The organism is Alkalibacterium sp. f15, assembly GCF_049389645.1.
Taxonomy (GTDB): domain Bacteria; phylum Bacillota; class Bacilli; order Lactobacillales; family Carnobacteriaceae_A; genus Alkalibacterium.
On record NZ_CP186540.1, the window covers coordinates 942,725 to 967,140 of the forward strand.

General features: G+C 42.2%; 17 protein-coding genes and 1 pseudogene. 5 read left to right on the forward strand and 13 right to left on the reverse strand.

The features are described from left to right. Positions 1-19 precede the first annotated feature (19 nt). The 7 genes and pseudogenes from pgmB to ACO1PF_RS04670 form a co-directional block, all read right to left on the reverse strand. Positions 20-679 carry a beta-phosphoglucomutase gene (gene pgmB, locus ACO1PF_RS04640; protein WP_423190167.1) on the reverse strand — a complete coding sequence of 220 codons (660 nt, stop codon included), beginning with the start codon at positions 677-679 and terminating at the stop codon, positions 20-22. Positions 680-985: 306 nt separating this feature from the next. After that, entirely contained in the window at positions 986-3,256 is a 2,271-nt protein-coding gene (locus ACO1PF_RS04645) for a glycoside hydrolase family 65 protein (RefSeq protein WP_423190168.1), read from the reverse strand. A 243-nt stretch (positions 3,257-3,499) separates the two neighbouring features. Continuing rightward, positions 3,500-5,167, reverse strand: a pseudogene (locus ACO1PF_RS04650) (glycoside hydrolase family 13 protein); the annotation flags it as partial. 280 nt (positions 5,168-5,447) lie between these two features. Beyond that, complete coding sequence (locus tag ACO1PF_RS04655) at positions 5,448-5,672, reverse strand: hypothetical protein (RefSeq protein ID WP_423190169.1); 225 nt, start codon at positions 5,670-5,672, stop codon at positions 5,448-5,450. Positions 5,673-5,759: 87 nt separating this feature from the next. After that, a complete protein-coding gene (locus tag ACO1PF_RS04660) occupies positions 5,760-6,707 on the reverse strand; it encodes a LacI family DNA-binding transcriptional regulator (protein ID WP_423190170.1) in 948 nt (315 codons plus the stop codon). Positions 6,708-6,799: 92 nt separating this feature from the next. Then, positions 6,800-8,887, reverse strand: coding sequence for a beta-galactosidase (locus ACO1PF_RS04665; protein ID WP_423190171.1), 2,088 nt, complete (start codon positions 8,885-8,887; stop codon positions 6,800-6,802). 21 nt (positions 8,888-8,908) lie between these two features. Next, on the reverse strand, positions 8,909-9,880 hold the full coding sequence (locus tag ACO1PF_RS04670; protein ID WP_423190172.1) for a DUF2399 domain-containing protein: 972 nt from the start codon (positions 9,878-9,880) through the stop codon (positions 8,909-8,911). Positions 9,881-10,133: 253 nt separating this feature from the next. Between ACO1PF_RS04670 and ACO1PF_RS04675 the strand changes: the two genes are divergently transcribed. After that, complete coding sequence (locus tag ACO1PF_RS04675; RefSeq protein ID WP_423190173.1) at positions 10,134-12,386, forward strand: S8 family peptidase; 2,253 nt, start codon at positions 10,134-10,136, stop codon at positions 12,384-12,386. 659 nt (positions 12,387-13,045) lie between these two features. Here the strand turns inward: ACO1PF_RS04675 and ACO1PF_RS04680 are convergent. The 6 genes from ACO1PF_RS04680 to ACO1PF_RS04705 form a co-directional block, all read right to left on the reverse strand. Next, on the reverse strand, positions 13,046-13,372 hold the full coding sequence (locus ACO1PF_RS04680; protein WP_423190174.1) for a hypothetical protein: 327 nt from the start codon (positions 13,370-13,372) through the stop codon (positions 13,046-13,048). Between the two features lie 93 nt (positions 13,373-13,465). Further along, positions 13,466-14,161 carry a hypothetical protein gene (locus ACO1PF_RS04685; RefSeq protein WP_423190175.1) on the reverse strand — a complete coding sequence of 232 codons (696 nt, stop codon included), beginning with the start codon at positions 14,159-14,161 and terminating at the stop codon, positions 13,466-13,468. 582 nt (positions 14,162-14,743) lie between these two features. Further along, positions 14,744-16,486, reverse strand: coding sequence for an arsenical pump-driving ATPase (arsA, locus tag ACO1PF_RS04690; RefSeq protein WP_423190176.1), 1,743 nt, complete (start codon positions 16,484-16,486; stop codon positions 14,744-14,746). Between the two features lie 20 nt (positions 16,487-16,506). Further along, entirely contained in the window at positions 16,507-16,923 is a 417-nt protein-coding gene (arsD, locus tag ACO1PF_RS04695; RefSeq protein WP_423190177.1) for an arsenite efflux transporter metallochaperone ArsD, read from the reverse strand. A gap of 131 nt (positions 16,924-17,054) precedes the next feature. Further along, the gene (locus tag ACO1PF_RS04700; RefSeq protein WP_423190178.1) at positions 17,055-17,225 is read right to left on the reverse strand and encodes a hypothetical protein; all 171 of its coding nucleotides are present in this window, start codon (positions 17,223-17,225) and stop codon (positions 17,055-17,057) included. Between the two features lie 127 nt (positions 17,226-17,352). Next, positions 17,353-17,829, reverse strand: a complete 477-nt coding sequence (locus ACO1PF_RS04705; RefSeq protein ID WP_423190179.1) for a GNAT family N-acetyltransferase — start codon at positions 17,827-17,829, stop codon at positions 17,353-17,355. A gap of 136 nt (positions 17,830-17,965) precedes the next feature. Between ACO1PF_RS04705 and ACO1PF_RS04710 the strand changes: the two genes are divergently transcribed. The 4 genes from ACO1PF_RS04710 (at position 17,966) to guaA (ending at position 24,269) form a co-directional block, all read left to right on the forward strand. Next, positions 17,966-18,931, forward strand: coding sequence for an ABC transporter ATP-binding protein (locus ACO1PF_RS04710; protein ID WP_423190180.1), 966 nt, complete (start codon positions 17,966-17,968; stop codon positions 18,929-18,931). Then, a complete protein-coding gene (locus ACO1PF_RS04715; protein ID WP_423190181.1) occupies positions 18,928-20,448 on the forward strand; it encodes an ABC transporter permease/substrate-binding protein in 1,521 nt (506 codons plus the stop codon). Before ACO1PF_RS04710 ends, ACO1PF_RS04715 begins: the two co-directional genes overlap by 4 nt. 748 nt (positions 20,449-21,196) lie before the next feature. Then, positions 21,197-22,678 (forward strand): IMP dehydrogenase, encoded by a 1,482-nt coding sequence (gene guaB / locus ACO1PF_RS04720; RefSeq protein ID WP_423190182.1) that lies wholly within the window; start codon positions 21,197-21,199, stop codon positions 22,676-22,678. 34 nt (positions 22,679-22,712) lie between these two features. Then, positions 22,713-24,269, forward strand: coding sequence for a glutamine-hydrolyzing GMP synthase (guaA, locus tag ACO1PF_RS04725; protein ID WP_423190183.1), 1,557 nt, complete (start codon positions 22,713-22,715; stop codon positions 24,267-24,269). Positions 24,270-24,416 lie beyond the last annotated feature (147 nt).

Sequence of the window (24,416 nt, forward strand, 5' to 3'; positions counted from 1 at the left end):
TCTCGGTAATTAAGTTGTATTATTTACTTGCTCGCTCAAGAATGACATCCAATGTCAGATCTTTTGTATCTTCGACGATAAAGTCGGCTTTATGCATGGAGTCTTTTGAACCTACACCTACAGAAAACATGCCGGCACCATTGATGGCTTCCACACCCGCTTCAGCATCTTCTAGTCCCACACATTCAGACACGTCCAGTCCGAGCATTTCTGCTCCTTTGACAAATATTTCCGGATCAGGCTTACCCGCACTTAATGACGCCGGATCCACTACCCCGTCAAACAGTTCTTCGATTTCAAGTCTTTTCATAATTTCAGGCCCATTCTTACTTGCAGAAGCGAGTACCATGCCTAAACCTCTGTCTTTAGCATCTTTGAGCAATTGTTCAATACCTGGAAGTAAATCGTTTGGTGTGATTTGCTTGATAGACTCTTTGTACTCTTCATTTTTTTGTGTCGCTAATTCGTGCTTTTCTTCTTCAGAATAGTCATTTTCTTTGTTGCCGTGTTTCAAGATGAGGTCCAAAGATTCCATTCGGCTGATCCCTTTAAGTTGCTCGTTAAATTCTCGGTCCATCTCAATACCCATCTTCTTAGCTAAACTTTTCCATGCCAGGTAGTGATATTCTGCTGTATCTGTGATTACTCCATCTAAATCGAAAATTAGTCCTTTAATCATAACTGCCTCCTTGTAGTGTCTTGCTTATTTTTGATTAAAAAAGAGAGATGTTCATCTCTCTTCCTTATTTATCATTGTTTTTTTATGTTTCTGGTTGAAAGGATGTCGGACCAGCATGGATCGATACCCCGAGCTGGTCATTTATGCTGCGAAATGACCAGCTCAGAAATTTTTTCGTCCTGAGTTGGTCATTACGATCGTAAAACGGCAAACTCAGAAATCATTATCATCCCGAGCTGGCTACAGTGACTCCTAAACTGAAGAGATAATCAGATGATCTGATTATCTCTTCTTGATTTTCTGTCTTTACTTTGTGATAGCTCGGTTTACACTGTCTTTTATCGTTACAGTTTCACCGTATAGAGTGATATCCAGTGCATCACCTTCTTGTAAGGTGAATTCTACACTTTCTTTGTTTACAGTGACTTTGATAAGTCGGCCACGGTACTTCAATTTGAATTCATACCCATCCCATTTTTCGGGACAATATGGGTCAAAGGATAATTCACCGGTCAGGGTACGCATGCCCGCAAAACCTTGAACGATGGATAACCAGCCACCACTCATTGACGTAATGTGCAGACCGTCTTCGGTATCATTGTTGTAATTATCTAGATCCAAGCGAGCAGTACGCTCATACATTTCAAACGCTTTTTCCTTTTTGCCTAATTCCGAAGCTAAAATGGAATGGACCAAAGGTGATAGCGATGATTCGTGCACCGTCATCGGTTCATAGAAATCGAAGTTGCGTTCTTTTTCTTCCTGGCTGAATTCATGATTCAGGAAATACAAACCTTGCAGGACATCCGCCTGTTTAATAAACGGTGAACGTAAGATCTTGTCCCATGACCAGTTCTGGTTGATCGGACGCTCTTCTGGTTTAAGCGAATCGACCGGACGCAAGTCTTTATCCAAGAATGTATCGTGTTGAACGAAAACATCCAACGCTTCATCTTTAGGGAAATACATATTTTCAACGATATCTTTCCATTGACTTAATTCTTCAGACTCCAAGTTCAGGCTCGCTTTTTTCTCATCTGACACTTTTTCAAGTGACTCGAGCGTATAGCGTAATGTCCAAGCAGCCATCGTGTTTGTATACCAGTTGTTGTTGATGTTGTTTTCGTATTCGTTTGGACCTGTGACACCATGTATCATATATTTTTGGTTGCGTTTTGAGTAGTGCACGCGGTCCGCCCAGAAACGGGAAATCCCAGTAAGGACCTCGATGCCTTGATCGAGTAAGTAAGATTCGTCTCCGGAGTAAGTCGCGTGATTGTAAATAGCATGCGCAATCGCTCCGTTACGGTGGATTTCTTCAAACGTAATTTCCCATTCATTGTGACATTCGATCCCTGTGAAGGTAACCATTGGATATAAGGCACCATCAAGCCCTTGTTTGGAGGCATTAACGTGTGCTTCTTCCAGCTGATTATGACGGTAGACCAGGAGCTGTCTGGAAACTTCTTCATCAGTCGTTGACAGGTACATAGGTAAAATACATGATTCCGTATCCCAGTAGGTTGCGCCACCATATTTTTCGCCAGTAAAGCCTTTAGGCCCAACGTTCAGACGAGGATCTTCTCCATAGTAAGTTGAGAAGAGCTGGAATATGTTGAAGCGGACACCTTGCTGGCTCGCGGCGTCACCTTGAATGACCACATCAGCATTGTTCCAGCGCTTGGCCCATTCACTGACATGTGCTTCTTTTAATTTAGCAAAAGCAGCTTGGCTGGCATCACTTAAGATTGCTTCGGCAGCCTTCACTTGCTCAGCTTCTTCAACGTCACGGCTAGTGATCACAGATACTAATTTAGTCAGCTTCACTGTTTCGCCTGCTGAAACCGTTCCTTTATAGCTTTCTGAGACAGTCATGTCCGACTCATTGCTGTCTTCTTGCTTCAATCCTTCTACTGTGTTGCTCATCATCGTTGTGACAGTGAAACGGTCGGTACCATAATTGTTTTCAATTGTTTTTGTTGTTAGATAAGGCTGCGGTGTCAACCCGCGGTCTCGTTCGATCCAGAACTGTTCATCATAGTTGCTATCTTCATTGACCACATCGCCATCTAAATGAGGCATCATTTCAATGATAGGATTGCCTTTCAGTACGTTTGCCTCGACATGCATCACCGCTAATTCTTTTGTTGCGACACTCACAAAACGAGTAAATGTGAACGCGATTTCCGTCTCATCATTTGTCCAGACGTAAGAACGGTTGAGTACACCCGCTTTCATATCCAACTCTAAATGGAAGTCTCTGACCTTGTCTTTTGCCAGGTCCACTTGATGTCCGTTGATACGAATCGTTATGGGAAGAAAATTCGTTGCATTGATCACTTTTCCGAAATATTCAGGGTAACCGATTTTCCACCAACCGACACGCGTTTTATCCGGGTACCACACGCCAGCTATATACGTCCCGATATGGGTATCGCCTGAATATCCTTCTTCAAAGTTCCCACGCAAACCCATGTAGCCATTGCCTATGGACGTTAAACTTTCCTGCACACGCTTGTCTTTTTTGACATCGGTCGTGATAACCTTCCACGGGTCTATCTTTGCTATTCTTTTCATCCGTCACACATCCTAATTTATGAATTCTGTTATTTACTCTTTTTTAATTGCTTCCATCAACACTTTACGTTTTTTTGCACGATTACGTTTATTCACTAAGCGCTGTTTCTTCTCTTCTTCATTATCTACATAATAAAAGACTGAAAAACCGTTCTGATGCAGTATCTCATCTTCTTCATAGGAGTCATCATTGAAACCAAAGACTTTTATTGCGTCATGTGGCAGAAGCGGTAAGAAGGCTTCGTCTTCGTCTTGATTAAAGAAGAAATACAGTTCCTGGTTGCCTAATTTACGTTTGAAACCGAGGAATTGTTCGTCATCTCTTATATCATGCCACTCTGTTTCACCGTAGCTTAAAATCGACTGATATTTTTTGCGGAAACGGATCAGTTCTTTTGAAAAACGCAACATATCATGGTCTTGTTTATCCTCATCCCAAATCATACACTTACGGCAATCAGGATCGCCTTCTCCGTCCAACCCTATTTCAGTTCCATAATACATACACGGTGTGCCGGGTTGAGAGTAGAGGAATGCCATCGCAGATTTCACGAGATTTCTATCGCCGCCTGCTTTATTTAAGATACGCGGCGTATCATGAGAATCCAGTAAATTAAACATAACTTCTGTCGTTTGTCTGCGGTAGAGCATTAGCTGACTATTCAAACTCGATACCAAACGCGTTGGAGACAAGATTTTCTTGAAAAAATAATTCTCAATATTATCTGTAAACGCATAGTTCATGACAGCATGGAACTCGTCACCATTCAACCAATTCTGTGATGAATGCCAGATTTCTCCCAAGATATACAAGTCTTCTTTGATCGCCGTGGTTTCTTTGAAAAATCTCTTCCAGAAGTAGTGATCCACTTCATTGGCTACATCAAGACGCCAGGCATCGATGTCAAATTCTTTGATCCAATACGTCGAAATATCAAGCAGATATTCTTGTACTTCTAGGTTAGCCGTGTTGAGTTTAGGCATGTGACCGGTAAACGCAAAGGTATCGTAATTCACACGGCCCACGTTTTCCAGTTCATTCATGCTCAAGCCACTGACATCTTCGACAGGGAAGGAATGAATATAGAACCAGTCTTTGTACTTAGATTCTTCCTGATTCTCTATAACGTCCTGCCACTGAGCTGAACGAATGCCCACATGATTAAAGACCGCATCGATCATGACACGCATGCCACGCTTATGTGCTTCTTCAACAACTTTTTTAAATAGTGCCTTGTCACCGAAATCCGGATCGATTTCTTTGTAGTCAATAGTGTCATATTTGTGATTGGAATGGGCTTCAAAAACAGGTGTAAAGTAGATCCCATTAATACCCAAGTCCTCTAGATAATCCAGACCATCTAGCACCCCTTGCAAGTCACCACCATAAAAGTCGTCACGGGTCGGATGTTCTTTGCTGCCCCATGGGAGTGTTCCTTTAGGATTATTGCTGTCATCGCCATTTTTAAACCGTTCTGGAAAAATCTGATACCAGATGGTTTCATTGACCCACTTCGGTGCACGGAACGCATCGATTTCATGAATATACGGCACACGGAAATAAAAGTTCATCTGCTCTAAAAAGGTTTCTTCAAATGGATAAACTCCCTGGTCCGAGTAGAATATTTCAATTCCGTCTTTTCCAATGATACGAAAACCGTAAGCCATTCGTTTTGTCGGTTCATGTGTATCGATCATCCAATAATCATGCATATTGGTAGTTGCTACCTTTTTCATTTCTTTTCCACGTGTGTACCATTTCTCTTGATCGAGCGAATAAGGGTCGCCACTTATTAGTTCAACGCTGTCAATATCTTTCGCTTTTGTCCGAATCCGAATATGATAATGTCCGCGCTCATATAAATACGCGTATTCACTTTCGGAACGGTGATAAATTGCTGCTGTATCCATAAAAATACCCCTTCTTGTGATACTAATTTTTAATTGTTTTATTATTAATTATTATTTTTCGGCGCACTTATCTTAAAGCGGTTCCATTCTGATTCTAGCATTTGAAGAAAATTATACAAGAACATTTCAAGTGTTATCGGTAACAGAAAATATAATAGGAGGAAACGCGTTCACACTCGTTCCCATCAAAATCCGGGCAATTCCAATTAAAGAAACTGGTATTCGGTAGCTAGCTGACTTTTTAAGCTAGCTAGTTACCGAAGTGGACCAAGTTCGGCACTTAGTCTACACTTACCCCGTGCAACTTACCGAACCCGGCAGCTCTTCGGTAAGTTGGCACATTTTTGACCATCCTAATTACCGAATGAAGGCTCATTCGGTAATTAGCCAGACCACTTTTTACCGTAGTTACCGAATAGTCACGCTCTTCGGTAACTACGGTGGTTCCTACTCGCCCAAACGACCGAACGGCAAGCGCTTCGGTCGTTTGGGCAGACGTTCGCATGTCTAATCACCGAATAGGTTTGTATTGAAATAAAAACGTCCGCGCCTGACTATTTAAGTCGTCAGGCGTGGACGTTTTCGTGTTTTCTCAGCGCGTCGTGCCGCCTAATTTAAGTTCAGTTTCAAATAACTGGTTTCCTTGAGGCTTGCCTTCTTCTTTAACTTTCTTCAAGACCATTCTAGCACAAGCCGCGCCCATTTCCGTAATAGACTGTTTAAGGGTCGTCAAGTTGGGATAGGCAATCTGGTCCAGAAAGACACCGTCGTGACCGATAATACCGTAGTCATTTGGAATATCGCCACCATGTTCTTTGATTTCACGAATGACACCTAGACCTAAACGATCTGAAGCACATAAGAATAATGTGTTTTTAGGGAATGCATCCCAATTCTCTCTGATAAAGGCAGCCGAGTAGCGTGAACGATTTTCCAAGTTATAAATATGAGTCTCTTTCCCGTGATTTTCCATCACCGATGTATAGCCTTTTTCTCTTGAATGCGAGAAAGGTTCATCCACGTCAATACCGATATACACAACCGTTTCATACCCTTTTTCAATCGCATATTCAGTGGCTCTGGCCATGCTTTCTTCATTATTACTATCAATGTAGTCAACACCCATATCGTTTTGACCGAATAATACCGTGGGTTTATCTAAGCCATGAATGAATTCTTCATCTTCTTTACGTGTGCCGCATACAATGAAGCCGTCTGAATCCCCGATTTGAATGTTATTATGGGTCAAAAGCTGTAAACTATAGGCATATTTATCCAATTCATTCGCAATCCCGGTCAGTAAAAACATGTAGTATGGTTCCGTTGTATCCATCTCTTCTAAGATCAATAATTTAATAATTTGTGTGCGATTATTCGCTAAAGCTATTGCTGCTGCATTAGGTCGATAATTTAATTCTCTCATCGCTTCATAAACGAGTTCTTTCAACTCATCTGTCACTTGTTCAGGATGGTTGATCACTCGTGAAACAGTCATCTTAGAGACGTTCGCTCTTTTTGCAACATCGTTTAATGTAGCCAAACGTTTTCTCCTTTCATCTATCTTTCTTGCGGTTTCTTTTTTTTAACTATCTTGTTTAATTATATCATGAATCCGATTCGTTTTTGTTCTAATTACAGAGATAACTGGTCATTCGAATCAACGAACCAGCCTTTTTTCTCTAGGATCCTTACTTCATAAGGATCCAAAGCCAGTTGTCCGCTCAACGTTTCGTCTGTTTGAATATCTCTCACTTCTTCATTGATTTCAATCACTTGCAAGTCTTCCGTGAAATTCATAATGAAGACAGTTTTTAGTCCATTCGCTTCTCTGGCTTGAACGGATATGCCGCGTTCGTGTGTGATATCCAGTGGGGGCGTCAGCCCTAAGTCGGCGATCAGCTCTCCATAAAACTCAGTGAGGAACGACTCTTCCAGACGCGCGCCCATGTAATAAGCTGTCCCCTGCCGGTAATGATTTACTGTTATCGCCGGCGTTCTTTGGTAAAAGTCGTATCGATAGGTTGCCACTTCTTCCGCTGAATCACATTCAATGATTGTGGCATAGTCCTTGATGTCATAGATTTTCCCGTTGAATTCCAGACTGTTTTTATCAGTTGGATAATAGGTATCTGTTTCCAAAGGTGCCATGCCGAAGGTTTCTTTGAGGGGAGTCAACCAGCCGCCCAGATAGGCCAGATCCGCTTCGTCCACCAAGCCGGTCATATAGGACGACACGAGTGTTCCGCCTTTTTCAACATACGCCTGCAGTTGCTTGGCAGTTTTTTCGGACATCATGTATAACATCGGTGCCAGCACTAAGTCATATTGCTCAAAATCAACGTCTTTTGAAATGATATCAACGGCGATGTTTTTGTCCCAGAATGCCTGATAATGTTTTTGTAAAGTTTCTCCGTATTTTTTCGTTTTCAGTCCAAAGCCCTGAGCGTCATTTAAGGCCCATTCGTTTTCGACATCATATATGATAGCCACTTTTGCTTTGCGCTGATAGCCGACCACTTTTTCAGAAATAGCTTCCATTGTTTGACCTAAACGAGCCACCTCTTTAAAGACGCGGTTTTCTGGTGACTGGTCATGGTCGACGACCGCCCCGTGAAACTTCTCTGAAGAACCACGCGACTTACGCCACTGAAAATACAGAATACTATCTGAGCCATGAGCAAGCATCTGCATCGAAGATAAATAATGCATGCCTGGTCGTTTCGCCTTGTTGACGTGGTGCCAGTTCACGCCACTTGGGGTCGATTCCATCAGCAAGAACGGCTGATCTTTCATCGCATAAAAATGGTCGTTCAAAAAGCCGACTTTCGCTGCCAGTGTCGCCGTGTCTTCTTTATCATTGTGCCAGGCTGGATAAGCGTCCCAGCTCACGACATCCACTTCTTTTGCGAATGCCTGGTAATCCAAACCTGTAAAGGGTGTGAATGCAGGATTATCCGACATGAAGTTTGTGGTTATCGGGATATCAGGGGTTTTTTCTCTCAGCGGCTTGATTTCATTTTTATAAAAATCGATCGTCTGATGTGAAACAAATCGGCGCCAATCCAAATTCATCCCGTGAACAGCTGTTTCACCGATCGGAGACGGTGACTCGATCTGTTCCCAGTCGGTAATCGTATGACTCCAGAACGGTCCCCACCACGAGTCGTTTAATCGCTCCAAATCGTTCGTGTATTTTTCTTTCAGCCACTTTCTGAAGTTCGCCTGGCATAAGTCACAGTGACATTCGCCACCGAATTCATTTGAAATGTGCCACATCAGGAGCGCCGGATGGTTTCCGTAACGTTCGGCCAATTTGGCATTCACCGCTTGCGTTTTTTTACGGTAATAAGGAGACGAAAAACAATGGTTGTGACGCGCCCCATGCAGAAGTTTTCTGCGGCTTGCATCAACGCGCAGCACTTCCGGATGCTGCTTTGACATCCAGGCCGGTCGTGCGCCACTGGGTGTTGCCAGAATAAAGCGTCCACCGATCGCCTGAATGCGTTCGATCACGTTGTCCAGCCATTCAAAATCATAGGTTCCCTCTTCCGGTTCTAAAGCCGCCCACGCAAAAATACCGATCGAAAATGTGTTGGTGTGCGCTTTCTGCATCAATACAACGTCTTCTTTCAGTATTTCCGGATACGCTAACCACTGATCAGGATTATAATCTCCTCCATGGAGTAAACGTTGCTCATCTGTTACCCGTTTTTTATCCAAGTTGATCGTCCTTCCGTTATCTTATTTACGGTAGTAATGATTCAATTGTTTTATCAGTTCATCGACCACAGTGATGAGGTATCCAGGATGCCCCTGATCTCTCACTTCATCCTTTAAACAGGCTAAATAATCGACATGATGTTTATCGAGTAACGCATAGTCTTCTTCCGTTAAATCGGTGGTGTCATCTTTGGCTTTTAAATATGTCTCGACATCCATTTGCCAGGTGCGGGTTCTATCAGGATAGCGAAGCAGTAATTCCTCCGCCCGGACGATCCCTTTTGGCGTTAAATCTCCAACGAAACGTAACTCCGCCCCATTGGCTATCAGTCGGTCAAAGATTTCTCCTGCTGAACAAGACCACTCTTCCTGCGTACATATCATCGGCAACGCCGGAACACGGTCGACAATGCGACTGAAAACTTCTGCATTATCCACGACCCAAACGATCGGTTGCTCGTGAGCGGGATATACGGCGCTTAATTTCACGCACTCTCTCAGTGGAACGGTCATAACACTTTGACTGTGTACCGCCGCTTCCCACATAGGATGATACCCAGAAGAAATCTCCGCGAATAAATTCACGACTGTGACCGAATCCGTAATATCTTCCCTATGCAAATGATGATCCTTGAGTAATGTATTGATTTCTTTTCTCGTTTTCGGAAGTTCGATTGGTTGATTGTTGTGTACACGTTTCGTTTCGGCTAAAACATGCAGCCATAATTTACCTAAAGAAGTAGTCGGAAGAAAAGCATTCGCATCCAAGGTTATGATTTGACTGAATACTGAAAGTCTGACTGGTCGCGTGGGGAGTAAGCGTATTCCTTCTGACAAATAAAGCACACACTGTTCAAACGTCTTAGGTGAGTCTTCTATTAATTGCTGGACCCACTGTGTGTCCTCACTGTTATCTCTTATATAAAGCAGCCAGTCTTTCACTAACGGAAACTCTTCTTGTAATTCATTTAATAGGTGTTCTCGGCTAAACATTGCTCTTTGCACTTCCTTCTATAAAACTAACTCTCTTATTCTACCATTTTTTATTAAATAACTCTTATTTTTTAACGAAATGTGACATTCTCGTCAATTATTTATATTTTATGATGCTTCTGACACCAATAGTCCATCCATCATGTGATAATATGTTGTTAATGTAGCTAAATATATATACAAAATTAATGAATTAAAATCAAATTAAAGTGCAAAACACGTCACCAGAAGAAAGACAAAGGAGAAGGATTGTTTGAATAAGAAGCAAATAAAAAGAGGGGTAGTAGGAATCGTTCTTGTCTTCCTTTTATCTATCGTCTTACCTGTTGGTCAAGTCATTGCTCAAGACAGCGAATACGGCGACGAATATATCGATATCATCATTCGCTACAAAGAAAGCGTTCCTGAAGAAGAGTCCTTGGACCCACGCTTTAAAAATGTACAAACAATGGATATTTTGCCCATTCAAACCATGTCTGTTCCCGCTTCGGCCATAAGAGAATTAAGTTTAGAAAAAAACATCCGACGCATAACCTATGATCAAGAAGTCACAACGTCGCAGTCACCTTACGAAGTATCCAGTGATGACTGGAATCAAACGATGATCGGCACTTTTGATGCCTGGGAGGAAGGTTATACGGGTAAAGATGTTGATATCGCTATTTTGGATACAGGTTTTTACCAGCATCCTGACATTACATACGCAGGTGGACATAGCATATTTGGCGAAGATGATGAATTAGGTCCAGATGTATGGACCAATGATCATTCTGGACACGGAACCCATGTTGCAGGTATCTTAGGTGCCAAACAAGGTACGCGCGCACAAGGAATAGCGCCTGATGCAGATATCTACGGAGTTAAAATTTATCACGAATCAAAAGGCGATAAAACACGAGTAGGAAATTTGCTTACCGGTCTCAATTGGGCCATTCAAAATGATAGTGATATTATCGTTATCAGTTCTGGCTATCCAGATCATAACCAAGAGGTATACGATACGATTCAAGAGGCATACGCTCAAGGTATTCTTATTTTCGCTGCAAGTGGTAACATAACCGACAATAACGGTACAATTGATTATCCAGCTGTACACGATGAAGTGATTGCAGTATCCGGAGTGAATCAAAGACAAGCACGTGTCAGTGATTCCATGGTTGGCCCCGAAAATGAATTGGCCGCACCCGGACAAAACATACTCAGCTTAAGTCCCGACGGCGCTTATTCGACAATGTCAGGGACATCTCAAGCAGCTCCTCATGTCGCAGGTATTGCGGCACTTCTGATGGAGAAACACCCTTCAGAAAGCCCTGATGCTATTCGTCAGCGTCTGATCGAACAAGCGCTAGATTTGGGCGACCCTGGCCATGACGTCTTATATGGCCACGGACTGGTTCAATTTGGAGAAAAGCAACCAGAAGAACCGGAACCTGAAGACGATACTGTTGAAGACCCAGAAGAGACTGAAGAAGAAACGGATAGCGTCAGCGATGATGATGAAACCTCAGAAGATACCGATTCAGAGTCCGAGAACACCGAAACTGATTCTGAAGAAACGACAGACAGCGAAACGGATCCTGAACAATCAAATGAAACGCAGAACGAAACTGAAGATGACGATAGTTCTTCCGAAAACAGCAACGAAACCGTTGATAACAATGACGAGGAAACAACTTCTGAAGAAGAAGACTTTTATTCTAATAATGAAAACGAGATAGAAGAAAATGACGATCCCGCACAACACAGTACGATATGGATTCGCCCTTCCGAAACAAATGGTGTGGCCACAGTAGCTCAAGAAGATATTGAAGCTGTTCCTAACAATGGGGTGCTGGCAATATCTTTCGATTCATCACTCGGTCACATTGAACGTATCAGTTTATCTCGCGAACAAGTCAAAATTTTGAAAGATAAAAACGTCAAGCTCTTAATTGCTCGAGTCGATTTGGAATGGGTTATCCCCATCGACAATTTATCTGAAGGTAATGCTTTGATTACCTTTGAGTCGACTGCTCAAGAGCTGAAAGCTAAAGCGATAACTAAAGGAAAAATTCTATCCTTTGGTATTGAACAAGAAGGCGAACGTCTAACCACCTTCCCTTCTGAAATGACATACCGCTTCTTCACGCCTGAAGTCGAATATAACCAGGACGCACTATACCGGTGGAATGAAAGCACCGAATCTTGGGAACTTTTAGGAGATGCCTATACAAAAGGTGGCGTCGTTGGCGTAACTTCTGAAGTAGGGACACTAGCTGTGTTTAATCCAGAGGAATTGGAAACGGCCATTGCGACTGCCAAAGAAGAAAAAGTTGCAGAAGAAGAAGTTCAAGAAACTGAAGAGAAAGAAGTAGAAGAATCTGAACCAGATGTCGTAGAAGAAACTGAAATTGAATTTTCTGAAGAAGAATCATCTGGATTACCCGTTGTATTGAGCAGCGTCGTCGTTGTCTTGATGTCTGTTACTGGCGGTTTATATTTCTTCGGTGGCAAGTCTAAAGATTAGTCTTAGTTTCTCACTAACGATAACAACTAAAACAGATTTAAATGAAGCCTTAGACGCAAATGTCTAAGGCTTTTCTTTATGCCATTAAGATCTTGAGAGATAAGTCCCCACCGACCGGCTATTCTGGTCCGAGTGGGCACCTGACAAATATTAAGTGACCCTTCAACCGATCAATGCGACGGAGTGGGCACTTTGGACGACTTGTAGTACCCACTGGCAAGTCACCGGACGACGGGTGGGTACTAGAAGCACCCCTTAGTATCCGCTCAAGGTAAGGTGCTCAGCGGGTGGACACTACACGGGGGCGATACTTCCCACCCAAACGTTTTGGCTTCTTGACTGGTCACTAACAGGTCGATTAGTGCCCGCTTGATAATCGCCCTGTTAGTGAGCTGGCACTAGTTGCTCGCATTACTGCTCACTCGTGAAACATCAATGGTTCGGTGGGCACTTAAAAATCATTAAACGCTAACTCGGCATATAAAATCACTGAGTTAGCACTGAAAAGCTTAATTATGCATTATAACGCCCTACCTTTTTCAGTTGACAAACGCAACCTTATATATACATTTAATAGTTATCAAAGCCTACACAAAAAAGGAGCTTGACTCATGTGAAAAAACACATGAGTCAAGCTCCTTTCAAGCTGATACTGCTTGCTATCTAAATGAGTAAGATCCTCTTCGTTTTGGTTTGTTTCTCATTTTATATACAATCGGATTAATCACTGCCAGAGCCAAAATAGCCACAAACATGAAAAAGGTGATGGAATCACCTTCCATAGAAAAATCATCCAGGAACATATTTTCAGTAACAATTAAGGCTACCGCAATAAGTGCGTGTGTGACGGATACGGCTATGACTGAGAAGAAAGTCACCATGGCATCGTGTCCTTTTGGTAGAACAGATAAAATGAAAAACAAACTTAGAAAAGCAAGAATAAGTCCAAAGACTAAGCGGAATTGTGTAAATACTTCTATATTCATAATAATCTCCTTTAAAATAAGCTATCCTCCTATTTTACAAGGCTTCCAATTAAAACACAATGTTAAATCACATTAATTACTTCTGATAACTGTTTAATAAAACTGTCTCCCAAAATTCCATCCACTGATCATTTCAGTAATCGGAACGGCATCGTAAATATCTAAATCCGACAACTCTCTTTGTTCAGACTCCGGCAGTGACAGTGAATCAAAGATAGTGTCTGGTTCATTATAAAAACCGAGTTCTTCAAACCGTTTGTCGGTTAAACGAAACTCAAAGCCGACTAATTCTCGTTCATCTTCTGTCCAGTTTATTTCGCCCTGCATTTTGAACACGAACTGATCCTCGTCACCGTATGTGAAGTAGTGATTCGCTTCTTGTGAACCGGCGTAAGTATATGAAAATGGGATGCTTACTTTTTCAGCCTCATACATATCCAGTTCCAATAAATTAACCTTCAGCGAATTGGAGCGTCTATACGCTCTGACGATTGCTGGGTCCTCAGAAGTCTTAATCCCCAGAATCGACGAATGCGACCGGATCCCCGGCGTGATATATTCATTTTGTTCTACCCAGTGATTGTAAGTAGATTGCCCCCAAACAAAATAGAGGATGCTGATCAGAATGAGTCCCAGGTATCCCCTCGTCACATATTTGCGGAGAGGCTTGTTTGGATCTGCATATGAATAAACAAAAACGTAAGCAATAATGAGAAAGAGCAAAATAATTATGATTAAAGGCATTGTAAAGGTGTAAAACCGTTCTGCTTTCATCCAAAATGAGTACATCTTTTTTCTCCTTAGTGTTTTTCTGAATCGAGACGTTCAACCATAGGCAAATAGCGTTTATCATCTGCTTTGAGTTCCATAACGGCCGATCCGGTCTGTTGTTAAATAATCACAGGTTCTGTTCGTATTCTTTTCTAATGCTCCAAACGTTCGCCCACGTCATAGGGACCGGCTATTAACGACACACGCTTCGTGTCTTGAAGTTGAAGCGGCGTTACTACCACTTATTCCGTATAATGATTCTCATTTCTCGAATCATCACTGATCGTTTGTTTCTTATGATTCGACATATATACTTGAAGGTTTCACTTACTACTCACCTTATCATTTTTTCGTCTTTCTATGTATATATTTTTTTGTCCGTTTTATTATTTTATCATAGAAAAGCAATAAAAAAAGCCGTTTTATCATTTTAATTCAATTTATACTCCTATTCAGCGTCACTTTAATATTTACTTAGATATAATAAATTAGGCGCATCAAAATAAACAGTTCTATACGACTGAGTATCTGATACGCCTATTTGATTGAGTGTATTTTTAGATAAACTCTTTTCTACTATCATTTTTATCAAGACTCTTACTAATTCAATATAGTCGTCAGTGCTTTGCCTTTTAATTCCTCTGAACGCCATTCCACTACAGCAAAATGATTGTTGGATACTTCTGCCACTTTATCGATCCAACCTTTTTCACTTTGGGCACGGGCAAGCAGGATTTCATTTGTTGTCCCGCTGGAGAGCATGCTCTGGTTGACGACCCACCATGTATGAGCGATGCCGGCACGGTCCAGATCGTCCTGCAACCTTAGAGATTCATAAACAGGTGTATTTTCCGGTAATGTCACCATGATCACTTCTGTCTGTTCTCTGTCTTGGAGCATCGGCAATAATCTACGTATCGATTCAGGCACTTCGCCCGATGAACGCTCTACCTCTTTCGCATAACTCTGAGAGGATTCGAGTAACAAGAGCGTATGTCCTGTTGGTGCCGTATCGATCACGACCACATCACAGTCATCATCCATCACGATTTCTGCGAATCTCCTGAACACGGCTATTTCCTGGGTACAAGGAGAGCGCAAATCTTCTTCAACATAGGCCAGGTCGTCACCTGACATCGTTTTGCGCGCGTTTGTAAGAACCTCTTCTTGATAGTCTGCCAGTTCTTTCTTTTCATCGATTCGACTCATTTTGATCTGACTGGATTCCTCAAAAATGTGTTCCAGATGTGCAGCAGGATCCGTCGTAGCCAAATGTACTTTTTTCCCTTTGGAAGCTAAGCCCAGCGCTAACGTTGCTGCAATCGTAGTTTTACCAACGCCACCTTTTCCCATCGTGAATACGACACGTTTGTTGGAGCTGACCAGCTCGTCGACCACTTTATTTAAACGCGGAAACTCTGTTTTTTCCACTGTCGAAAGATTAGGAGCTTCTTGGTCTTCGTCCAAAAGCTTACGCAATTTCTCAATTCCAGTAACATCGTATGGACGTAAAGGAAGGCTCCAAGTTGGAAATTTTTTCAAGTTTTCCGGCATTTGATGCAAGGCTTTCTGCTGCTCGTCAACTAACTTTTGAGAAACCGAATCTGTGGGATAGTTTAATATCCCATTTACGATAAGCTTCTGATTTTTTACACCTAGTATGTTCAGTTCTTCCGATGCACGACCGGCTTCAAGCAGTGGACCTTCTTGAGGACGCGTGACTAACATGAGCGTTGTTTTTGTGCTGTCTCCCAACGTTTCAATCGCCTGTTCGTAGCTTTGTTTTTTTTCGCCAAGTCCGGACAGCTGGCCCATACAGGAAACACCTGTGGTATTTTCGTCTAAAAAGTCGTTCCAGGCAGAAGGCAATTGCAGCATGCGTAAGGTATGGCCAGTAGGTGCAGTATCAAAAAGGATAAAGTCATAATTTTCAGAAACCTCTTTATCGGTCAAGAAACCTGCGAACTCATTGAAAGAAGCAATTTCAACGGTACACGACCCCATCAATTGTTCTTCCATATTCGCTATCGCCGATTCGGGAAGCACTCCTCTATATGGTCCCACAACCGATTCTTTGTACTCATTTGCTGCGGTGACCGGATCAAAATTGGCTACATATAGTCCAGGAACCTCTTCGATCGGTGTTGATTTATTGGTCAATTCTATATCAAAGACATCTTGAAGATTGCTTGCTGGATCAGTACTCACCAGCATGACTTTTTTTCCGCTATCTGCCAAAGAGACTGCCGTAGCACAAGCGATAGACGTTTTACCGACGCCGCCTTTTCCTGTAAAGAATAAATACTTGGTTAATTTATCTGCGTTTGGTAAATATGTTTCCATTTACTATACGTCCTTTCTAATTAGCAGCACCCTGAATCCGAACCGCCACAGCAACCTTCGTTGGATCCGCCGCAACAGTCTTCATTTGTTCCTCCACAGCATTCTTTGTCTGAAGCTCCCGCCATGACAAATTTCACTTCCATATAGTCCGAAATTTCTTCTAAGGTAGGATATTCGCCTGTCTTCTTCACTTCTCCATTGACCAGTGTGATAGGCAATGCTTCAGCCTGCTTTTCTTGAAGGATGGCCGTTACGTTCTTATTATTTACGAACGCTTGTGGATCGCCGGACAAGTTGTATCTCACTGCTTCATAGCCGTCTATTGTGTTCACTGTAGTCACTAATGAAGTGATCATCATCAAGTCGTCATTCGCGGATGGACCGCAAACCCCCGTACTGCAGCATAATGCCGGTTCAAATATTTCTAATTTGATCATCTGATTTTCTCCTTTTGTCATTGTGTTTTTATATATAGAAAGTTGTCTATGTATATTATAAAAGTTTGGTCTAGGTTAATCAAGTGATTTCAAGAGAATCTTGTCTGGTTTCTCTTTTTTAGGTACGTCGCTTATTTATCCGAGTCAGCTATTCTTTTTAAGCTCATCTCTATTTCTTTTAAGGAGGCAGCCTGTGACTGGCTTGATTTCACTAAAGATATCAAAGCATACACTAATAGAACAATAATCGAAATCGCAAAAATGAAACTAAGTAACGGTAATATATAAAATAGGGGTCTCATATTTCCCCTCCTCTCACATTAAGTGATATTTAAAGTGGTCATACTCGTCTTTAGACGAGTATGTTCTGCACTTTTAAGAGCTCTCTGGTTAACTCAGCAAGTCTTGTGTTTGAGTGATGCCAAATACCTACTGAAATTCTTTATAAAACCAAGTGTCGCAGGCGTTATGTTCGGAGCCCTTGATCGGGGCATCCAGCTTTTCAAAACCATACTTTTCGTAAAGTTTGTTCGCTTCTTTCAAAGAGGCAAAGGTGTCGATGTAACAGGATCCATAATGCTCCTCCGCAAAACTGAGGGCTTTTTTCATCAATAAATGAGCGTAGCCGCTTCCTTGTTCTTCATCGCTAATGTAGAGTTTCTGCAGCTCCCCAACTGTTTCACTTTCTCCAAAAGGACCGATCCCACACCCACCGATCACTCGTCCGTCTTTTTCCAATACCCAGTATGCATGCTTAGGTTTTTGATAGTAGTCATACAAAGAAAATAAATACGGATCAAAATAAGCTGTCCCCGGTAAATTCAATCCTCGACTTTTTAAAGAAGCTTGTACTATTTCTCCCACGGCTTGATTATCTTTTTCTTCAATCGATCGCACTTCAACCATAGATTGTTTCCCCCTTTGCTTACAAGCGAGTATACCCTTTCTAAATTAACTCTGCAATAATTCCTGAGTGTATTATTATAGAAATATACATATAGTTTGTTATACTTAACGAATAAAAAAATGAGGAGGGTCTGCAATGATACGCTTTGAGAATGTAACCAAACGTTATGATGATACAGCAGTAGTTTCTGATTTCAACTTAGAAATCAAAAAAGGCGAATTTTTTGTGTTGATTGGACCTAGTGGATGTGGAAAAACAACCACGTTGAAGATGATCAACAAGTTGATTACTTTATCAGATGGCACTTTGTTTATAGAAGGTAAAAAAATCAGCGAGTACAATATTCAAGAATTACGCTGGAATATTGGCTATGTCCTGCAACAAATTGCTCTTTTCCCGAATATGACGGTGGAAGAAAACATCACGATTGTTCCGGAGATGAAGAAGTGGTCTAAAGAAGACATGACTAATCGTGTTACAGAATTACTAACTAGCGTTAATTTAGACCCGGATACATACCGCAAACGAAAAGTAACGGAATTATCAGGGGGAGAGCAGCAGCGTATCGGTGTCGTTCGGGCGCTCGCGGCAGATCCAGATATTATTTTAATGGACGAACCTTTCAGCGCGTTGGATCCTATAACCCGCAACAGCCTTCAACAAGACGTCTTGAAATTACAACGAAAATTCAAAAAAACAGTGGTTTTCGTCACCCATGATATGCAGGAAGCCATTCAGTTAGGCGATCGTATTTGTGTGATGAACCAGGGGCAAATAGAACAAGTAGGAACGGCCAACGAGATTCTGAAAAACCCGGCCAATGACTTTGTAAAAGAATTTCTTCGCACAGGCTTGCCCTATTATAATGGCGAAAAAACGGTTCAGACGTTGGTTGACAAAGGCTTCTATTCTAAAGATGAATCGCTTTTTGAAGAATCCCTCAACATGAGCGATTCACTCGATGATTTAATCCTTGCATTATCTCGCATAAACACACTGAAAGTGATTACTGATAAAGAGCCTTTATATATATCCAGAGAGCATCTGATACATTACTTTGCAGATGATATAGACGCTAAAGAGCAGGAGGATAAATCATGAGCGGACTTATAGAAACATTCCAGCAGCGCCAGCAAGATGTATGGACAGCGCTTATTGAACATATGCAGTTATCCTTTATTTCTCTCGTTATCGCTGTACTCATAGCCGTCCCGTTAGGTATTTTCTTAATGGAACGCAAAAAAATAGCGGAACCCATTATCCAAGTAACCGCCATTTTCCAAACCATTCCATCCTTAGCCGTGCTCGGTCTCCTTATACCTATTGTTGGTATTGGATTCGTTCCTGCAATCATTGCTTTATTCATCTATGCATTACTGCCTATTTTAAGAAATACGTACACAGGCCTAACAGGCATTGACCCTTCATTAAATGAAGCTGCCGATGCGATGGGTATGGACAGGTTTAGAAAATTAACAAAAGTTCAACTTCCGCTTGCCTTGCCTGTCATCATGGCCGGTATTCGTACCGCTACTGTTTTGATTATCGGTACTGCAACCGTTGCAGCTTTGATCGGAGCCGGTGGTTTAGGTAGTTTGATTTTGCTGGGAATCAATCGCGGAAATAATTATTTGATTATTTTAGGTGCTGTTCCATCAGCATTGTTAGCCATTTTGTTCGACCGTTTGCTCAGCTACTTACAACATACATCTCTTAAAAAAACAATGATCATATTAAGCTCTGCCTTTGTGGTTATGGGAAGCATCCTTGTTGTTCCGCTCTTATTCCAGGATGATGACGATATAGTCATAGCAGGAAAATTGGGTTCAGAACCTGAAATATTAATGAATATCTATAAACTACTTATTGAGGACCAGACTGATCTGACAGCCACTGTTGAACCGAACTTTGGCGAAACGAGCTTTGTCTTCAACGCGCTTCGCTCAGGTGAAGTAGATATCTATACCGAATTTACAGGTACCGTTTTAGGAAACTTTTTCGATGAAGTCCCTGAACCCGGGACCTCCAGAGAAGTTGTCTACGAAGATGCACGAGATCGATTACAAGAAACTTACGATATGACCCTTTTAGAACCCATGGATTTCAATAATACCTATGCCTTAGCCACGACGGCTGAATTCGCAGAAGAAAACAACTTGGAAACGATTTCTGATTTAGCTCCTGTTGCCAACTCAGTCAGTGCTGGTTTTACGATTGAATTCAATGACCGGGAAGACGGCTATCCAGGCATACAGAACATGTATGGCTTCTCATTCGGCGAGGTTATTACTATGGAACCTCAATTACGTTACACAGCCATGGAACAAGGCGATGTCAATGTGATTGATGCCTACAGTACAGACAGCCAGATCGAAGTATATGATTTGGTTGTGCTTGAAGATGATCAACAACTTTTCCCTCCTTATCAAGGGGCTCCACTCATGATGACTGCATTGATCGAGGAGCATCCTGAAATAGAAGAGGTCTTGTCTATTTTAAGTGGCCGAATCACGGATGATCAGATGAGAAACATGAATTATCAGGTGGATGAAGAAGATCGTCCAGCAGAAGATGTGGCACGAGACTTTTTAATTGAAGAAGGACTGCTCGAAGATTAAAGATGATATTGGAAAAGAAACCGTTTATAAATATGTTGATTAAGTGAATAAGTTGTATCAAGCGAAAGCAGTTCAGCCTGTACTACAGGTCTTGGACTGCTTTTTATTATGGAATTTTTTTTGCATGCTGTTAATTACAGTACGGCTCCCACTGAAAGACTCAAACTGTAATTAACAGTCTCGTAGTTACAGTTCAGCTAATACAAATAAACCCCAACCACACTCATAGGGTCTCTACTTACAGTTCAGCTTTGACAGACGGACTCAAAGTCCATCAAAAGGGATTTATTTTAAAGTTCAGGCGATATAAGAATAAACCAACTACAAATAGAGAGACAAAAAAAGACTTTTAAATAGTTCTATATTAACATCCTTGTTTTCCAATTCGCACCTTCCCCTTACCGTTAACGTTCGTGTTTAGGCTGATATATCCGACTATCAGAGGTGAACATTCGTCTTCTCATTATTAAAACTGAACATTCCGTTTAAACAACTCCAGAAAAATCATTAAAATTTGATTAGATTTTGTTTTTCGTCAATATTTCAGACATTTCATTATTTCTATTTCCATATTGACTTGAATGCATTTATACGACCATAACAAATTAATCGCCCTCGCCCTATTATTATAATCGTCTCATAATAAAAAAAAAGAAAAATACCGTTTGATTCTCAGACCTAGCTTTGATACACTAATCCTTAAAATTATCAGCCCGAAACACCTACATTCTAAGGAGGATATTAAATCATGACACAATGGGAAACAAAATTTGCTAAAAAAGGATTAACTTTCGACGACGTTTTATTAATGCCACAAGAAAGTCATGTCCTACCTAATGATGTGGACTTAAGTATCCAACTGACAGATAAAGTTCGCTTGAAGATTCCAGTTTTGAGTGCCAGCATGGATACCGTTACAGATTCACGTATGGCTATCGCGATGGCTCGTCAAGGCGGATTGGGTATTATCCATAAAAATATGTCTATCGAAGATCAAGCGATGGAAGTACGTAAAGTGAAGCGTTCCGAAAATGGCGTCATCATTGATCCCTTCTATTTAACACCCGATCATTTGATCTCCGATGCCGAAGAATTGATGTCCCGTTACCGTATCAGCGGCGTCCCTTTGGTCAACACAATGGAAGACCGCGTACTCGTTGGCATACTGACCAACCGCGACCTTCGTTTTTTAACCGATTATACTCAAAAAATAAGTACAGAAATGACCAAAGACGAACTGGTGACCGCTCCAGTCGGTACTTCTTTGGAAGAAGCTGAAAAAATACTTCAAAAACATAAAATAGAAAAATTACCGCTCGTGGATAACGACGGCCGATTAAGTGGTTTGATCACCATCAAAGATATTGAAAAAGTTGTGCAGTTCCCGAATGCAGCCAAAGATAGCCATGGTCGTTTACTCGTGGGTGCCGCAATCGGTGTCACCAGTGATTCATTCGAACGTGCTCAAGCTCTGATCGATGCTGGCGTAGATGCGATCGTCATCGACACCGCTCACGGACACAGTGCAGGCGTCATTCGTAAAGTCAAAGAATTACGTGATGCTTTTCCTGACGTTGCCTTGATTGCTGGAAACGTCGCAACCGGCGAAGGAACAAGAGCTTTGTTTGAAACCGGTGTGGATGTCGTCAAAGTAGGCATTGGTCCCGGATCCATTTGTACAACACGTGTGGTCGCCGGTGTCGGTGTTCCTCAAGTCACGGCCATTTACGATGCCGCAACCGTCGCCAAAGAATTCAACAAACCCATTATCGCAGATGGTGGCATCAAATACTCCGGAGATATCGTTAAAGCATTAGCTGCAGGCGGACATGCCGTCATGCTGGGAAGCTTACTGGCCGGAACCGATGAATCACCTGGCGAATTCGAACTTTTCCAAGGACGACGCTTTAAAACGTACCGTGGTATGGGCAGCTTGGGCGCAATGAAACAGGGCTCGAGCGATCGTTACTTCCAGAACTCAGTCAATGAAGCCAATAAACTGGTTCCAGAAGGCATTGAAGGCCGCATCGAATACAAAGGTAGCCTCGAAGAAGTTATGTTCCAAATGATCGGTGGTTTGCGTTCTGGCATGGGCTATGTCGGCGCAAAAGATACTCACGCCTTACGTGAAGAAACGCAATTTATCCAAATGAGCGGAGCAGGATTACGAGAATCTCACCCGCATGATGTTCAAATCACCAAAGAAGCACCAAACTATTCCATGCGTTAATGACTATAAATCTATCGAGATAGGTGTGAACCGAGTGAGCTCAATAATTGATACAACAACATTAGAGAAATTAGTCGTTTTAGATTTCGGGAGCCAGTACAATCAGTTGATTACACGCCGTATAAGAGAGTTTGGCGTGTATTCCGAGCTGCTTCCTCACACGACGACTGCAGAAGAACTGAAAAATATGAACGTCAAAGGTATCATCTTTTCCGGTGGACCGATGAGCGTGTACGACGAGAATGCTTTCTCCGTTGATCCTAAAATCTTCGAGTTAGGTATTCCGATTTTAGGTATTTGTTACGGCATGCAGCTGATGACGTATCTGCTTGGCGGTAAAGTCCGTCCGAGTCAAAATCGTGAATACGGCAAAGCCGAGATCAGCGTGAAAGACCGTACGGCTGACCTTTTCACTTCACTGGAAGAAACTGAAAACGTCTGGATGAGTCACGGCGATTACGTGACCGCTCTCCCAGAAGGCTTCACAGTAACCGCAGCGAATGAACACTGTCCCATCAGTGCCATTCAACATGCCGGCAAGAACTTCCATGGTGTTCAGTTCCATCCTGAAGTTGGACATACTGAACACGGCAATGAACTCTTGCGTAACTTTGCTTTTAACGTCTGTGAATGTACAGGCAACTGGACCATGCAGAACTTTATTGATATGGAAGTTGAAAAAATCAGAGAACTGGTCGGCGATAGCAAAGTATTGCTCGGCCTGTCCGGCGGCGTCGATTCAAGTGTCGTAGCTGTTTTATTAAATAAAGCCATCGGTGACCAGCTGACCTGTATCTTTGTTGATCACGGTCTTCTCCGTAAAAACGAAGGCGACCAGGTCATGGACAGTTTGGAAGGTAAATTCGGCTTGAACATCATCCGAGTCGATGCCAAAGAACGTTTCTTAAGCAAACTGGACGGCGTATCCGATCCGGAACAAAAACGTAAAGTCATCGGGAATGAATTCATTTATGTCTTCAATGATGAAGCAACCAAACTGGACGGTATCGACTTCCTGGCTCAAGGAACGCTTTACACTGACGTCATTGAAAGTGGGACAGCCACGGCTGAAACCATCAAATCCCACCACAACGTGGGCGGATTGCCTGACGACATGGCCTTTAAACTGATCGAACCCTTGAACACCTTATTTAAAGATGAAGTCCGCAAACTGGGACTGGAACTGGACATGCCCGAATCACTTGTTTGGCGCCAGCCTTTCCCAGGACCCGGCTTAGGTATTCGGGTGATTGGAGAAATCACCGAAGAAAAACTGGAAATCGTCAGAGAAAGTGATGAAATCTTACGTGACGAAATCAAAAAAGCCGGCTTGGACCGCGATATCTGGCAATACTTCACGGTCTTACCTGGCTTCAAGAGTGTCGGTGTCATGGGTGACAGTCGGACATATGACTACACAGTCGGCGTTCGAGCCATCACCTCTGTTGACGGCATGACCGCAGATTTCGCCCGCATCCCTTGGGACGTTCTGCAGAAAATATCCGTACGCATCGTCAATGAAGTGAAACACGTCAACCGTATCGTGTATGACATAACGAGCAAGCCCCCTTCCACAGTCGAGTGGGAGTAGCCTACTTGATACAGCAATTTAGTCTTAACTCATTTTAAAAAGCACGTATCACTTTTTATAATTAAAGTGATACGTGCTTTTTGTATTGAACAATCCAAAGTTATAAATAAGTCGAATTAAATAGTACCAGCAAAATAATTATATACA